Origin of the sequence: Microvirga lotononidis (assembly GCF_034627025.1) — a bacterium.
Classification (GTDB): domain Bacteria; phylum Pseudomonadota; class Alphaproteobacteria; order Rhizobiales; family Beijerinckiaceae; genus Microvirga; species Microvirga lotononidis.
The window spans coordinates 3,422,349-3,436,899 of record NZ_CP141048.1 but is presented as its reverse complement, the minus strand read 5'-3'; the positions used below and the strand labels follow the sequence as shown (position 1 = coordinate 3,436,899).

At 64.8% G+C, this 14,551-nt stretch carries 14 protein-coding genes; 4 read left to right on the top strand and 10 right to left on the bottom strand.

Annotated features, from left to right (window positions below; all coding sequences use genetic code 11):
• The first annotated feature begins 54 nt into the window (after positions 1–54).
• The 3 genes from cobS to U0023_RS16255 are packed head-to-tail and all read left to right on the top strand — an operon-like array spanning position 55 to position 1,790.
• A complete protein-coding gene (cobS, locus tag U0023_RS16265) occupies positions 55–858 on the top strand; it encodes an adenosylcobinamide-GDP ribazoletransferase (protein ID WP_009493900.1) in 804 nt (267 codons plus the stop codon).
• 15 nt (positions 859–873) lie between these two features.
• Positions 874–1,089: a DUF1289 domain-containing protein gene (locus U0023_RS16260; RefSeq protein ID WP_009493901.1), complete on the top strand. Its 216-nt coding sequence runs from the start codon at positions 874–876 to the stop codon at positions 1,087–1,089.
• Positions 1,089–1,790, top strand: coding sequence for a retropepsin-like aspartic protease family protein (locus U0023_RS16255; RefSeq protein WP_009493902.1), 702 nt, complete (start codon positions 1,089–1,091; stop codon positions 1,788–1,790). The genes U0023_RS16260 and U0023_RS16255 overlap by 1 nt, the downstream gene beginning before the upstream one ends.
• Positions 1,791–1,823: 33 nt before the next feature.
• Here U0023_RS16255 and U0023_RS16250 read toward each other — a convergent pair whose 3' ends face one another.
• The 10 genes from U0023_RS16250 to U0023_RS16205 all read right to left on the bottom strand — a co-directional run bounded on the left by U0023_RS16250 (position 1,824) and on the right by U0023_RS16205 (position 11,629).
• Positions 1,824–2,606, bottom strand: a complete 783-nt coding sequence (locus U0023_RS16250; protein ID WP_009493903.1) for an ADYC domain-containing protein — start codon at positions 2,604–2,606, stop codon at positions 1,824–1,826.
• A 64-nt stretch (positions 2,607–2,670) separates the two neighbouring features.
• Positions 2,671–2,937, bottom strand: coding sequence for a GLTT repeat protein (locus tag U0023_RS16245; protein ID WP_009493904.1), 267 nt, complete (start codon positions 2,935–2,937; stop codon positions 2,671–2,673).
• 455 nt (positions 2,938–3,392) lie between these two features.
• Positions 3,393–4,397: a tRNA dihydrouridine(20/20a) synthase DusA gene (dusA, locus tag U0023_RS16240; protein WP_009493905.1), complete on the bottom strand. Its 1,005-nt coding sequence runs from the start codon at positions 4,395–4,397 to the stop codon at positions 3,393–3,395.
• 162 nt (positions 4,398–4,559) lie between these two features.
• Positions 4,560–5,030, bottom strand: coding sequence for a Cys-tRNA(Pro) deacylase (ybaK, locus tag U0023_RS16235; protein WP_009493907.1), 471 nt, complete (start codon positions 5,028–5,030; stop codon positions 4,560–4,562).
• 21 nt (positions 5,031–5,051) lie between these two features.
• Positions 5,052–5,723: an urease accessory protein UreE gene (locus U0023_RS16230; RefSeq protein WP_009493908.1), complete on the bottom strand. Its 672-nt coding sequence runs from the start codon at positions 5,721–5,723 to the stop codon at positions 5,052–5,054.
• 72 nt (positions 5,724–5,795) lie between these two features.
• Positions 5,796–6,272: a nucleoside deaminase gene (locus tag U0023_RS16225; RefSeq protein WP_009493909.1), complete on the bottom strand. Its 477-nt coding sequence runs from the start codon at positions 6,270–6,272 to the stop codon at positions 5,796–5,798.
• Positions 6,273–6,287: 15 nt separating this feature from the next.
• Positions 6,288–7,253 (bottom strand): xanthine dehydrogenase accessory protein XdhC, encoded by a 966-nt coding sequence (xdhC, locus tag U0023_RS16220; RefSeq protein WP_009493910.1) that lies wholly within the window; start codon positions 7,251–7,253, stop codon positions 6,288–6,290.
• Positions 7,250–9,580 carry a xanthine dehydrogenase molybdopterin binding subunit gene (gene xdhB / locus U0023_RS16215; RefSeq protein ID WP_009493911.1) on the bottom strand — a complete coding sequence of 777 codons (2,331 nt, stop codon included), beginning with the start codon at positions 9,578–9,580 and terminating at the stop codon, positions 7,250–7,252. Before xdhB ends, xdhC begins: the two co-directional genes overlap by 4 nt.
• A gap of 4 nt (positions 9,581–9,584) precedes the next feature.
• Positions 9,585–11,066, bottom strand: coding sequence for a xanthine dehydrogenase small subunit (gene xdhA, locus U0023_RS16210; RefSeq protein WP_009493912.1), 1,482 nt, complete (start codon positions 11,064–11,066; stop codon positions 9,585–9,587).
• 122 nt (positions 11,067–11,188) lie between these two features.
• The gene (locus U0023_RS16205; RefSeq protein WP_009493913.1) at positions 11,189–11,629 is read right to left on the bottom strand and encodes a VOC family protein; all 441 of its coding nucleotides are present in this window, start codon (positions 11,627–11,629) and stop codon (positions 11,189–11,191) included.
• A gap of 198 nt (positions 11,630–11,827) precedes the next feature.
• Between U0023_RS16205 and pepN the strand changes: the two genes are divergently transcribed.
• Entirely contained in the window at positions 11,828–14,479 is a 2,652-nt protein-coding gene (gene pepN / locus U0023_RS16200) for an aminopeptidase N (RefSeq protein WP_009493914.1), read from the top strand.
• Positions 14,480–14,551: the final 72 nt, after the last annotated feature.

Here is a 14,551-nt window from a genome sequence, read left to right as displayed (position 1 = left end):
TCCATGCACGCGGGGTGAAGCATGTCGGAGCAATTTGAGCAGGGGAAGGCCGCCATGACCGGCGGATGGCGGGCGGTTGCGGCGGACCTCGCCCATTGCGTGCGCTTCTATTCCCGGCTGCCGGTGCCCGCTCTACCCTTCGAGCGGGACGCCCACGCCCTACCGAGCTTTCCGCGCCTGGTGCGGGTGATCCCGCTCGGGGGGCTCGTCATCGGCGTCCTGCCGGCGGCGCTGCTCGGCCTGGCCCTCTCCCTCGATCTCGGTCCCTGGCTCGCCGCCATGATCGCGGTAGCCGCCCTGGTGATGACGACCGGCGCCCTGCACGAGGATGGTCTCGCCGATGTCGCGGACAGCTTCGGCGGCTCGACCCGCGAGAAGCGCCTGGAGATCATGCGCGACAGCCGGATCGGCTCCTTCGGCGCGGCGGCTCTCTATCTGGCCCTCGCGCTCAGGATCGGGGCGCTCGCCACCCTGGCCTCGCGCCTCGACGGAAGCGCCGTCATGGCGACCATCCTCATCGTCGCGTCCCTGTCCCGCACGGCCGGGCTGATTCCCCTCGTCTTCCTCCCGCCGGCGCGCCGGGACGGCCTTGCCCGGTCGGTCGGACAGCCGGCGCGGGAGACGTTCTGGCTGGCGGCGGGAATCGCCGGGGGAATCGCCGTCGTTCTCGGAGCCGTTTCGGGCCTGCCCCCGTTCGGCATCGCCCTGATGGTCGTGTTCTCGGGCCTCGCAGGCGCGGCGCTCAGCGGCTTCGCGGCGCGGCATCTGGGAGGCCAGACGGGGGATGTCATCGGCGCCGCCCAGCAGGTGGCGGAGATCGCTGCGTTGATCGGCCTCTTGACCGCAATCCACCCGTGACGACATGAAGGTAAGATGACCCGCGTTTCCAGCCCCTGTGTCCGTGTCTGCATGCTCGACCCCGAAACGGGGCTCTGCGAAGGCTGCGGCCGCACGCGGGATGAGATCGCCGGCTGGTACCGCATGAGCGAGGTGGACCGCCAGCGGATCATGGCCGAGCTGCCGGAACGGATGCGCCAGGCCTTCGCCATCGAATCCCCCTTCGCGCCGAAAGCCGGCAAGGCGGGGTGATGCCGGGCATTCGCGGCGCGGGCCTCCTCCTTCTCCTGGCCGCCCTCCTCGTCGGGCTGTTCGTCAACGACTCGGTCGGCGCGTTTTCGGCCCTGGAGGCTTCGGGACTTCTGGCCCTCGGCGGGTTGTGCCTCCTCATGGCGGCTTCGATCGTCGAAGGCTTCTCGCGCCACTGGACCTATGGCATTCAGTCCATCGCCGTCAGCGGCGGCATTCTGGTCGCCCTGCTCGTGACCTATGCGTCCCGGGGGGAACTGCAGGCTGTGATCGACCGCGCCATCGGCGACATCGCGGTCGGACGCACCGTCGTCACGCCCGAAGGCGAAGTGGTGGCCGCGCGCCGGACGGACGGGAGCTTCATGGTGCAGGGCGAGGTGAACGGCCACGAGACCCGCTTCGTCTTCGATACGGGCGCGAGCACCGTCGTCCTGCGCGCGGAGAACGCCGCCGCTCTCGGCTTCAGGCCCGACAACCTGAACTATTCCGTTCCCGTGGCGACCGCTAACGGAGGAGCCCTCGCAGCCCCGGTGATGATCGACCGGCTGACCGTCGGCCCGATCACCGAACGCAGGGTCCGGGCGCTGATCGCCCGCGAGGGCGTGCTCCACGCCAACCTCCTCGGCATGACGTTTCTGGAGCGGCTGGGCTCCTACGAAGTGCGCGGGAACAGGCTGATTCTGAGAGCCCGGACCGGCTCCTGACGGCGTGCCTGCCTGAACGAGCCCCCGGCCCGCTCAAGGATTGGAATGATTGAAGAGGATCGCGCGCGGCTCCGCCCGCATGGATTCAAGGCTGCAAAGTTCCGGCCCGAGCCTGCCGGCCAACCAAGGAAAGCGACTGGCGATGTCCTCGAGCGACACGTTCTGTGCGATGCGCGGATGCGCCACGCAGAGCGCGCCGTCAGGCCCCCAGGCCGCCTCGAACCGCATGCCGTCGGCCTTCTCGGAACGCTGAATGCCGAAGCGATCGAAGATGTCCACGGATGTGCCGTTGCGCGTCGTCGGCCGGTTGTCGCCGCCGTAATCGGCGCGCAGCATATGCACGCAGGCCTTATGCAGCTCACGTAAGGAGAAGCCATCTCGGCGCTCCCAGGGACGATAGCCCATGCGCACGCATTTTCCTTCGGCCCCGCTGGTGCAGGTGAAGCTCAACCCGCCAGAGGCGTCAGGGATCGCGAAGCCGGCGCGACGCCCTTGAGGATCCGGCAGGCAGAACGGGCCCTTCTCCGCTCCGTCCGGCGAGTGGACCGACATGCTGTAAAGCGGAAGAGGGCCGCCTGTCGCGCTTCCATCCTCTTCGACGCCATCAATCCGAACATGAACCACCCCATCCCGACCGGCCAGGACAAACCGGATCCCGACCAAGTCCTCGCCCCGGAGGATCCTGCCGTCCTCCAGATCGAGCACCAGCTCCGGGCCGTCGGCACGAAGAGTGCCGCCTGAGCCAAAGGCTGTCTGGGAAAAGAAGAAAGCCTGAAGGATGAGCAGAAGGAAGGATGAAGGCGCAGGACGTTGCATGGACCGATCCCGACAGGAAAGCAGCCTCTCGCTCGAGAGGCTGCGGGATGCAGAACATCAATGATTATCGAACGAGCGGGAACACCGCTCCATCCTGCAGGATCACCGCTTCAAGCCGTGCGCCTGGAGAAACAGATCCTGTGGTGTCATGCCCGTTTGTGCTGAGACCATTCGTGCTCAGGCCGTTCGTGCTCAGGCCATTAGTGGCCAGTCCGTTGGTGCTGAGACCGTTGGTGCTCAAGCCGTTCGCAATCTCAAGCGCACTGGCGCCGGTAGCGATCGAAAGGCCGAGTGCGATGGGAAAGATCGAGATGCAAGTTTTAATACGCATATGTGTCCCCGTAGATTGATTTTTCTGCAAAGTGACTCAGCGGCAAGTCGCCCGGTCACGCAGAGAAAATACACGCAATAACGTTTCTGAAAAGACAAATGGCGTAAATATATATATGCATCTTTGCAGACTTACTTTGCGGCTCATTGCCGGTTGAACAGGCACTGATCCGGCATCGATTATTAATTGAATCTATTTTATTTGTCGTTGAGCGACATCTAGTAGAATAACTCTAGGTCGTTTCCGTATTCAGAAAGCGGCATGCCACGAGTGGCCGGACCCACCGGCGCTGTCATTGATGCGGATTTGGATTCCACCGGATCCTGCGCAGGGCATGAATGTCAGCCGGTGATGCCATCGTCCCCAGCTGAGCGGCTCGCGCGGGAGACGCTCCGACCCTTGGCGGGCCCGCGCCATCTGCCAAAGACAAACGGGACCTCGTTCGAACGAACGCCTCAGCTGGCCAGTGCGGCCATTGGCGTCGCGGCAACGATTTCACGCGACACCTGAGCCACGGCCTCCCGAAGAACCTGCAAATTCGCACCCGGCTTTACGGCCTCGGTCGCGAGGTGGCGGCGATAGGCTCGGGCCCCCGGACGGCCGGTGAACAGTCCGAGCATGTGGCGGGTGATGTTGCTCAGGCGCTCGCCCTTGGCGAGCTGCGCGGCGATGTAAGGCTCGTACGCATCGACCGCCTCGAACCCATCGGCCACCGGCGGTTCCTCGCCATGAAGCTCGGGATCGACCGCAAGCAGGATCTCGGGCTCGTGATAGGCCACACGGCCCAGCATCACGCCGTCCATGTGCTTCAGGTGCTCGCGGATCTCGTCCCAGGTCTTGATGCCGCCGTTGATCGCGATGGGAAGATCAGGCCGTGCCTGCTTCAGGCGATAGACCCGGTTGTAGTCCAAGGGCGGGATATCCCGGTTTTCCTTGGGCGACAGGCCCTTGAGCCAGGCCTTGCGAGCATGGACCGTCAGCTCGTCGCAGCCTGCCGCCACGACGCAATCGGTCAGACGGTTCAAGGCCTCCTCCGTATCCTGATCGTCGACGCCGATCCGGCACTTCACCGTCACCGGCAGCGACACGGCCGCCTTCATGGCCGCCACGCACTCGCCCACCAGAACCGGCTCCTGCATAAGGCAGGCCCCGAAGCGTCCGTTCTGCACCCGATCGGAGGGGCAGCCCACATTGAGGTTGATCTCGTCATAGCCGAATTCGGCGCAGATCCTCGCGGCCTGCGCCAAATCCTCCGGATCGGACCCGCCCAGCTGCACGGCCACAGGGTGCTCCACCGCGCTGAAGCCCAAAAGCCGCTCGCGGGGACCGTGAATGACCGCCCCCGTGGTGACCATCTCCGTATAAAGCCGCGCCCGGCGCGACATGACCCGATGGAACGCCCGGCAATGCCGGTCTGTCCAATCCATCATGGGAGCCACGGTAAAAAACTTCTGCGTCATGGTCAGCAAAACAATCGGTCGGGGGCGCGGGAGAAGGCCCTTTCATATGGGGATGGCGACCATAAGGCAAATGGACGTCGCCTCGCGGCACCTGGAGCAGCGCCCCGGTTCCGTGGGTTCGGCGCCGATCAAGGACATGGATGGGTGGAACGATCCGTCGTTTCAGATCACCGCCGCGACCTTCGCGTCCAGCATCGACACCGCTGCCCGAGGGTCGAGCTTCACCTGAAGACCTCTCTGGCCTCCGTTCATGAACACCTCGGCATGCGCCAGTCCGGACTGCTCCAGCACGGTCGGAACGCGCTTCTTCTGGCCGAAGGGGCTGATGCCGCCGACATGGTAACCGGTGATGCGCTCCGCATCGGCCGGTTTCATCATCTGGGCCGCCTTGCCGCCGAGGGCGGCGGCGAGCTTCTTCAGATTGACCTCCTGATCGGAGGGCAGGATGACGCAGGCGGGCTTGTCGTCGACCAGCACCATCAGGGTCTTGAGCACGCTCGACGGGTCGGCCCCCATCGCCTCGGCCGCCTGAAGGCCGATGCGCTCCGCATGCGGGTCATATTCGTAGGTATGAACCGTGAAGGAGACGCCGGCCTGTTGCAGGGCCTGGGTCGCGCGGGTCGTTTTGGACATCGCCGGGACGATCAGAACCGATCAGTGGTCGTGCTTGTGACCGTGGTGATGACCGCCGCACCCGCAGCCAGGGCCGTGTTCGTGATGATGACCATGGTCATGGTGATGATCGTGACCATGCTTGTGCTCATGGTCATGGGCGTGCCCATGGTTATGATGCTCATGGCTGTGGGAGTGAGCGTGGCTATGGCTCTCGCTGTGGCTGTGGCTGTGAGAGTGCCCGTGATCGTGATGATGGTGGTGATGCCCATGGTCGTGATCGCAGACATGGGCGCTGCGCTCCGGCTTGAACGGGCGCTCGACGGGCGTCGCCGTGCAGCCCTGCCCGCGCACCAGCTCGGCCACGGCCGGGTTGTTCTCCACATAGAGAGCGTCCGCCGTGACCTCGACCAGGCCATGGCTGCTGCCGAGGTGCCAGGCAAGGCGGGTCAGGCGCAAGGGGTTCTCGGCCCTCACCTCCAGCAGAGACTCGGCGGCCGCCTTCACCTGAACGAGCTGTCCGTCCTCGAGACGCAAGGCGTCACCGTCGTTGATCGTCGTTTCCATGTCGAGGTCGAGCAGGATTTCGGTCCCGCCCTCGGCCTTCAGCTTGCCTTGGCGGCGGTTGCGGGCCTCGTGGTCGAGGCTGATCGTGTCGACGACGCGGTCGGCCTTCACGGCGGGCCTGCGGACGATGGTGGTGACGCGGGGCATGGGCTTGTCTCGGGTAGATGTCGGTGGAGCTTAGATAGGAAGGCGTCGGGCGGAACCTAGGTCGGCTCCGGATTAATACCGGACCTTGTCGTCCTTGTCCGCCCAGGCGTCGAACACGGCCTTGGCCTCCAGGCTCGGGAGGTGATCCATCGGGAGGATGCGTTCGGGGATGGGCTTGGGGATCTCGTCATAGATCAGACTGTCGTCGAAACCGATATCGGCCGCATCCTTGCGGGTGTTGGCGAAGACGATCCGGCTCACCCGGGCCCAATAGGCCGAGGCGAGGCACATGGGGCACGGCTCGCAGCTCGTATAGAGCGTCGCGCCCTCCAGAGAAAAATCTCCGACTTCCTGGCAGGCCCGGCGGATCGCCGTGACTTCGGCATGAGCGGTCGGGTCATTGGCGGATGTCACCTGGTTCCAGCCTTCGGCCAGAACCTGGCCGTCGCGCACGATCACGGCGCCAAAGGGCCCCCCAGCCCCCTCGTCCATGTGCTCGCGGGACAGTTCGACGGCGCGCGCGAGATAGCGCTGATCTTCGGTCTTCATGGTGCTCATGGAAGCTTATGTATCGTTTGAGGCGGTGAGAGGCGAGAGATTTTGCACCGCTCCCCCGCGTTCCCGCACCTGCAGCAGCTGCGCCGTCACCGAGGCGGCGATCACAGCCGGGTCCTTGTCCGTGATGCCGGGAATCCCGATGGGGCAGACGAGGGAGCGGATCGTGTCCTCGGGCAGGCCCAGCTCCCGGAAGCGCTTCTCGAAACGGGCCCGCTTCGTAGCGCTGCCGATCAGGCCGACATATGGGAAGCCCCGCTTCAGGGCCGCCGCCGTGATCGCCATGTCGAGGGGGTGGTCATGGGTCATGACGAGGATGAGGGATCCCGGCTCGGCCTCGGCGATTTCGGCCTCCGGATCGCGCAGGCGGACGGCCTTCGCGTTCGCCGGAAGGTGGGAGGGAAAGGCACCTTCCCGGTCGTCCAGCCACCGGACCGAGAACGGCAGGGGCGCGAGCGACAGGACGAGGGCGCGGCCCACATGGCCGGCGCCGAAGATGAGGACGGGCGTGCGGACCTCGCCATGGGTCTCGTGCCAGCCGGCCCAACGGTCGTCACCCACGGTGGAGGAGATCTCGCGGCGCACGCGGCCGTCCTCCATCCGGCATTCGACCTCGAACAGCGCGCTTCCGTCTTCCGCCGCCACGAGAGGGGCGAGGTCCTCCATGTCCCGCTTGTCGAAAGTCTCGATGAGGATCTTCACCCGTCCGCCGCAGCATTGGCCGAGATCGGGCCCGAGCGCCTGATCGACGATCCACGCCGGCCCTCGCCCCGCCGCCAGCATCTCGCGGGCGGCGTCGAGCATCCGGAATTCGAGCTGCCCGCCTCCGATGGTGCCATGGAATGCGCCGTCGGGCCGCACGACCATATGCGCGCCGACCTCCCGGGGGGCGGAGCCTTTCACGTCATGCACGGTGATGAGGGCGGCGCTGCCGTGCCGCGCCACGAGATCGGTGAGCTGGCGCCAGACCCTCACCCCATAGGCCTCCCCCGCAGGCTCTCGCAGGCGCGCAGGATCGCCTCGGGCGTGGCGGGTGCGTTGAGCGGGACCGGCTTCGATGGATCGAGCGAGTGGATTGCGTCCGCAAGGGCGCAGAACACGCTGTTCGCCAGCATGATCGGCGGCTCGCCCACGGCCTTGGAGCGGTAGATCGTCTCCTCGCGGTTCTCGTTGGGATAGAGCGCCACGTTGAAATCGGCGGGCACGTCCGAGGCCACGGGGATCTTGTAGGTCGAGGGCGCATGCGTGAGCAGATGACCTTCCTTGCTGAAGACCAGCTCCTCCGTGGTCAGCCAGCCCATGCCCTGCACGAAGCCGCCTTCGATCTGGCCGATATCGATGGCCGGATTGAGCGAACGGCCCACATCGTGAAGGATGTCGGCGCGCAGCAGGCGGTTCTCGCCGGTGAGCATGTCGACGATCACTTCCGAGCAGGCAGCCCCATAGGCGAAGTAGAAGAATGGCCGGCCCGTACCCTTCGCCCGGTCCCAGGTGATCTTCGGCGTCTTGTAATGTCCGGCCTCGGACAGCGGGACGCGGGCGAGAATGCACGTCTTCACCAGCTCGTCGAAGGGGACGCTCTCGTTGCCGATGAAGACCCGGTCGTCGCGGAACACGATCTGCTCTTCCGGCACCCCATAGGCTTCCGACGCATGAGCCATCATGCGCCTTTTGATCGCGCCGGCCGCGACACGCGCCGCCATGCCGTTGAGATCGGAGCCGGAGGAGGCTGCCGTCGGCGAGGTGTTCGGCACCTTCGCGGTGGTCGTGGCGGTGATGCGGACCCGCTCCATGGCGATCCCGAACTCCTCGGCCACCACCTGCGCCACTTTGATATAGAGCCCCTGCCCCATCTCGGTGCCGCCGTGGTTCAGATGCACGGACCCGTCCTGATACACATGCACCAAGGCGCCCGCCTGGTTCATGTGAGTGAGCGTGAAGCTGATCCCGAATTTGACGGGCGTCAGGGCCAGCCCCCGCTTCATGATCGGCGAGGACGCGTTGAAGGCCGCGATCTCCTCTCGGCGCGAGCGGTAGTTCGACGTCTGCTCGAGCGTGCGCACGAGATTGAGGAGCGTGTCCGTCTCCTCGACCTCCATGCCGTAGGGCGTCACGTTTTCGCCCGGCCGGTAGAAGTTGGCGTAGCGCACGTCGAGCGGATCGCGCCCCGTCGCCCAGGCGATCTGGTCCATCACGTGCTCGATGGCCAGCATGCCCTGTGGGCCGCCGAAGCCGCGGAAGGCGGTGTTCGAGACCGTGTTGGTCTTCAGCCGCTTCGAGGCGATGTGGACGGCCGGCAACCAATAGGCGTTGTCCGCGTGGAACATCGCCCTGTCGACGACGCCGCTGGAGAGATCCGCCGAATAGCCGCAGCGGGCCAGCAGATCGACCGCATAACCCTGAATGCGCCCGTCCTCGTCGAACCCGACCTGCCAGTCGCAGCGGAAATCGTGACGCTTGCCGGTGAGGACGAAATCGTCGTCCCGGTCGAGGCGCAGCTTGCAGGGCCGGCCCGTCACCCGGGCCGCGAGAGCCGCCGTGACGGCCCATTGAGTCGCCTGGCTCTCCTTGCCGCCGAAGCCGCCGCCCATGCGGCGCGTTTCGCAAGTGACATAAGCGTCCGGAATGTCGAGCACGCGGGCGACCACGTGCTGCACTTCCGTGGGATGCTGCGTCGAGGAATAGACATGAATGTCGCCATCCTCGCCCGGGATCGCCAAGGCGATCTGGCCCTCGAGATAGAAGTGCTCCTGTCCACCGACGCGGAACTGGCCCTCCAGCTTCCGCGGGGCCTTGGCGATCACCTCCGCCGGATCGCCACGTCCGTAGGCGTAGTCGGGCAGCACGGTCTCGCCGCGTTCGAGCGCATCCTCGACGGTGATGCTTGGCCTTTCGACCTCAATTTCCATAACGGCCTTCGTGACCGCGCGACGCGCGACGTCGCGGCTCGCCGCAACGACGGCGAACAGGGCCTGACCCAGAAAGCTGACCTCACTATCGGCGAAGAGCGGATCGTCGCCGAAGGCCGGCGATACATCGTTCTTTCCGGGAATGTCCGCTGCCGTGAGAACGGCCACGACGCCGGGAATCGCACGCACGGCTGACACATCAAGAGAGACCAGCCGCCCTCGGGCCTTCGGCGATTGGCCGATGGCGACGTGCAGCGTGCCCTCGGGCTCGCGGATGTCGTCGATGTATTGCGCCGAGCCCTGGACATGTTTGATGCCGGAATCGTGGGCGATGGGCTGGCGGATATGGCGAAGCGATTCCGCATCCATCGTGGGTTTGGCGGGTGCGTTCATAGCTCTACTCCGCCGCCTGAAGCGTGTCGCGCCGGCCGATGATCCGCGTGGCCCGCGTTTCGCCCGATGCGGTTTCGCTCAAGGCCTTGAACACGAGGTTGCGCGCAACCGTCGAGCGGTAGGCGGACGACGCCCGGTGATCGTCGAGGGGCTGGTAGTCGCGCGCCATCGCCGCCATGGCTTCGCCCCAGGACGACGGCTCGTCGAGGGACAGGCCGATCAGCGCCCGCTCCGTCTCTGTCGCCCGCTTGGGCGTTCCCGCCATGCCGCCGAAGGCGATGCGGGCCTCCACGATCCGCCGTCCGTCGAGCGTGAACTTGAAGGCACCGAGCGCCGCCGAAATGTCTTCGTCGAAGCGTTTGGAAATCTTGTAGGCGCGGAAAACCTCATGGGCCCTCAGCTTCGGCACCGTCACCAGGCGCACGAACTCGCCCGATTTCCGGTCCTGCCTGCGATAGGCGATGAAGAAATCGTCGAGAGGCAGGGTGCGGGTGCCGTCGCCCTGCCGCAGCTCCAACTCCGCGCCGAGCGCGATCAGGGCCGGCGCGAGGTCGCCGATGGGCGAGCCGTTGGCGATGCTGCCGCCCACCGTTCCGGACGCACGCACCTGCAACGATCCGAAGCGCCGCATGATCTCGCCGAGATCGGGATCGATCCGATCAAGGGACGGATGGATTTCGGCGTGCGTCACCGTCGCACCGATCGCGAGTCTCTCCGAGGAATCCTCGATCAGGTCGAGGCCCGCCACGCGGCCGAGCCAGATGACCTTCTCGATCTCCATCATGGCCTTGGTGATCCAGAGGCCGACATCGGTGCAGCCGGCGACCAAGGTCGCATCGGGGTGTCGCGCGTACAACGCGGCGAGCGAAGCTTCGCTTGCCGGCGCGGCAAAGAAACGGTCCTCGGTGCCGATGAAGACGTCGCGTTCATCGGCCAGACTCATAAGGCCTTGCGCGGTGCGCTCGCTGTTCGCGGAAAAAGAATCGCCGCTCTGCTGGGTGCAGACCTGAAGCGCCGCGTCCACGATGGGACGGTAGCCCGTGCAGCGGCAGAGATTGCCCGCCAGCGCATCGTTGACGCTCTCGCGGCTCAGGGGCCGCTCGCTCGCGTGATAGAGGGTGAAGAGGCTCATCACGATGCCGGGCGTGCAGAAGCCGCATTGCGATCCGTGATGTGCCACCATGGCGGCTTGAACCGGGTGCAGATCCCCGTCTTCCGTCAGGTCCTCGACCGTGACGAGTTCCGCGCCGTCGATCTGGCCGAGCAGCAGGATGCAGGCATTGATGGGCTCGTAATGCACGCGCCCACCTCTGACTCGGCCCAATGCCACGGTGCAGGCACCGCAATCGCCTTCCGCGCAACCCTCCTTGGTGCCGACGCGACGCTCCTGAAGCCTCAAGTAGTCCAGAAGCGTGGTGCGCGGGTGAAAGCCAGAAACCTCGACGGCCTGTCCGTTCCGCCAGAAGCGGATTGTGTCTCGTACCACAATAATCCTCCGCCGGTTGCACCCGGCCTTGTTATGGTGAGCCGGGTAGAATGGCGGAGCAAGGCCTTTTCGCCAAGGGGCTCCTCAACGAGGACGGCAGGCCATCGGGTCTCAGCCCAAGCTTACCAGGTGCCGGTGTTCGGCATGGACGCCCAGGGCTCCTGGATAGGCTTCGGTTCGCCGCGCTGCAGCAATTCGATCGAGATGTTGTCCGGGGTCTTGATGAAGGCCATGTTGCCGTCGCGAGGCGGGCGGTTGATGGTGACGCCTGCATCCATCAGCTTGCGGCAGGTCTCGTAGATATCGTCGACCCGATACGCGAGATGGCCGAAATTACGACCTCCGGTATACTCGTTCTCGTCCCAGTTGTAGGTGAGCTCAAGCAGGGGGGCCTTCGTTTCCTTGGACTTCTCCACATCGTCGGGAGCCGCCAGGAAAACGAGCGTGTACCGCCCCTTCTCGTTCTCCGTCCGGCGAACCTCGACCAGCCCGAACTTGTTGCAGAAGAAATCGAGGGATTCGTCGAGGTTCGAGACGCGAACCATCGTGTGCAGATATTCCATGATCAGTTTCCCTATGGGTCGGGGGATAGGTGATGGCGTATTTGCCGAGGAGATCAAGGGGTACCTTTTTCTTGCGCCGAAAAAGCCTTGGATTTGCTCAAGATCAGGTGACTTTTAACAAATGCTGCTCCAAGCAGAGTGGAGGTCCCTCCCCAAGGCCCTAGCTTTCGACGTAACTCAGTTTCAGACGAGTATCTGATGCGCATCGACACCACACCGATTATTCGCCTTGAGGATTACCGACCCAGCGACTTCCTGATCGACAACGTCGAGCTCGACGTCAAACTTCATCCCACGGAAACCCGGGTCATCGCCACCCTCGCCATGAGGCCTAATCCGGAGGGGCGCACGGATGCCCCGCTTGTCCTCGACGGCGATGAGCTGAACCTGAGAACCGTGGCTCTGAACGGCCGGACCTTGGCGGCCGAGGAGTTCGAAGCCTCGCCCCAATCGCTCACCATTGCGCAGGCTCCCCGGCAGCCGTTCACGCTCACCATCGAGACGGAGATCAACCCGACCGCCAACACCAAGCTCATGGGCCTCTACCGGTCCAGCGGCAATTATTGCACGCAATGCGAGGCGGAAGGCTTCCGGCGCATCACCTACTTCCTCGATCGGCCCGACGTTCTCAGCGTCTACACGACCCGCATCGAAGCCGAGCGCGACGACGCTCCCGTTCTCCTGGGCAACGGCAATCCGGTTGAAAGCGGAACCGTGCAGGGCTCCGACAGACATTATGCCGTCTGGCACGACCCGCACCCGAAGCCGTCCTATCTCTTCGCCCTCGTGGGCGGCCGCCTGGGCCGTCTTTCCAAAAGCTTCACGACCCTGAGCGGACGCGCGGTGGAGCTGGCGATCTACGTGGAGCCCGGCAAGGAGGACCGCGCCGACTACGCTCTCGACGCCCTCGAACGTTCCATGCGCTGGGATGAGCGGGTCTTCGGCCGGGAATATGACCTCGACGTGTTCAACATCGTCGCCGTGTCCGACTTCAACATGGGCGCGATGGAGAACAAGGGCCTCAACATCTTCAACGACAAGTACGTTCTGGCTTCTCCCGAGACCGCCACGGATATGGACTACGCCCATATCGAAGCGATCATCGCACACGAGTACTTCCACAACTGGACCGGCAACCGCGTGACCTGCCGCGACTGGTTCCAGCTCTGCCTGAAGGAAGGCCTGACGGTTTTCCGCGACCAGGAATTCTCGTCGGACGAACGGTCCCGCCCCGTTCACCGCATCGCCGAGGTGAAAACCCTGCGGGCGCGGCAGTTCCTGGAGGATTCGGGGCCCCTCGCCCATCCGGTACGCCCGAGCCAGTACCGTGAGATCAACAACTTCTACACCGCCACCGTCTACGAGAAGGGCGCCGAGATCGTCCGCATGCTCAAGACGATCATCGGCGACGAGGATTTCCGGCGCGGCATGGATGTCTATTTCGAGCGCTGCGACGGCACGGCCGCCACCGTCGAGGATTTCCTGAACGCCTTCGCGGATGTGACCAGGCGGGACCTGTCCCATTTCGCCCGCTGGTACGAACAATCCGGTACGCCGCGGGTCAAGGTAAAGGGGCAGTACGATTCCGGCGCGCAGACCTACCGGCTCGATTTCGCGCAGAGCACTCCTCCGACCCCCGGCCAGCCGAAGAAGGACGCGATGGCGATCCCGGTCGCGCTTGGACTGGTCACGCATGACGGGTCGCCCTTGAACGCGACCTGTGACCGGGTCGACGCCCGTGGCGTCTTCCTGTTCGACAAACCTGAAGACGGCATCACGTTCATGGGCGTGACGTCCCTGCCCGTTCCATCTCTCTTCCGAGGGTTCTCCGCTCCGGTGAAGGTTTCGCTCGGCCTGCCCGACGAGGAGCTGCTGGTTCTCCTCCGGCACGATACGGATGCCTTCAACCGCTGGCAGGCCGCACAGACCGTCGCCATGCGCCTGCTTGCCGCCCGCTCGACCGGCGCGGAGGTGTCGCACGCGCAGATCGATGCCTTCTCGGCCGCCCTCGCCTCCTTCATGGAGAGCGATGCCCAAAAGGACCCGGCCTTCGCGGCACTCGTGATCACACTTCCGAGCGAGGCGGATATCGCGCAGGAGATCGGCCAGAACGTCAATCCGGACGCCATTCACCGGGCCCGGACGGAGATGAGGCGGCGCATCGGCCTGAGTTGCGCCAACCATCTGCGGCGCTTCCATGAATCACTGGCCGACACGGGACGCTACAGCCCCGACGCGACAAGCGCCGGACGACGCTCCTTGCGCAACGCGTCCCTCGACCTCCTTGCCGCCGCCGATCCGAGCGAAGGCGAATCCCTCGCCGTGCGGCAGCTCGAATCCGCGAGCAATATGACGGACCGCCTCGCTTCCTTGAGCGTCCTGACCACCCTGCCGGGAGCGGTGCGCGAGGAAGCCCTTGCCCGTTTCGGCGAGCGCTATCGCAACGAGCCGCTCGTGCTCGACAAGTGGTTCACGCTGCAGGCCGCTATTCCGGAGGATGGCACCTTGGAGCGGGTCAAGGGTTTGATGCAGCATCCGGCCTTCTCGATCGCCAACCCGAACCGCGTGCGCGCTCTCATCGGAAGCTTCGCCATGTTGAACCAGGTTCAGTTCAACCGCGAGGATGGAGCCGGCTATCGCTTCCTGGCTTCCGTGGTCCTGCGCACGGACGAACTGAACCCGCAGCTCGCGGCCCGTCTCCTGACCGCCTTCAGCACATGGCGGATGATGGAAAGCACGCGCCGTTCACACGCAGAAGAGGCCCTTCGCTCCATCGCCCAAAAGCCCAATCTTTCCCGCGACGTAGGCGATATCGTGAGTCGCTCCCTTGAGGAGAACCAGGGCAGATAACCCATTAGTTTCAGTAGGTTATCGCGTTGTCCAAGATTTCCCCAGGGGAATGCGAGATGGGAAAATTTTTAT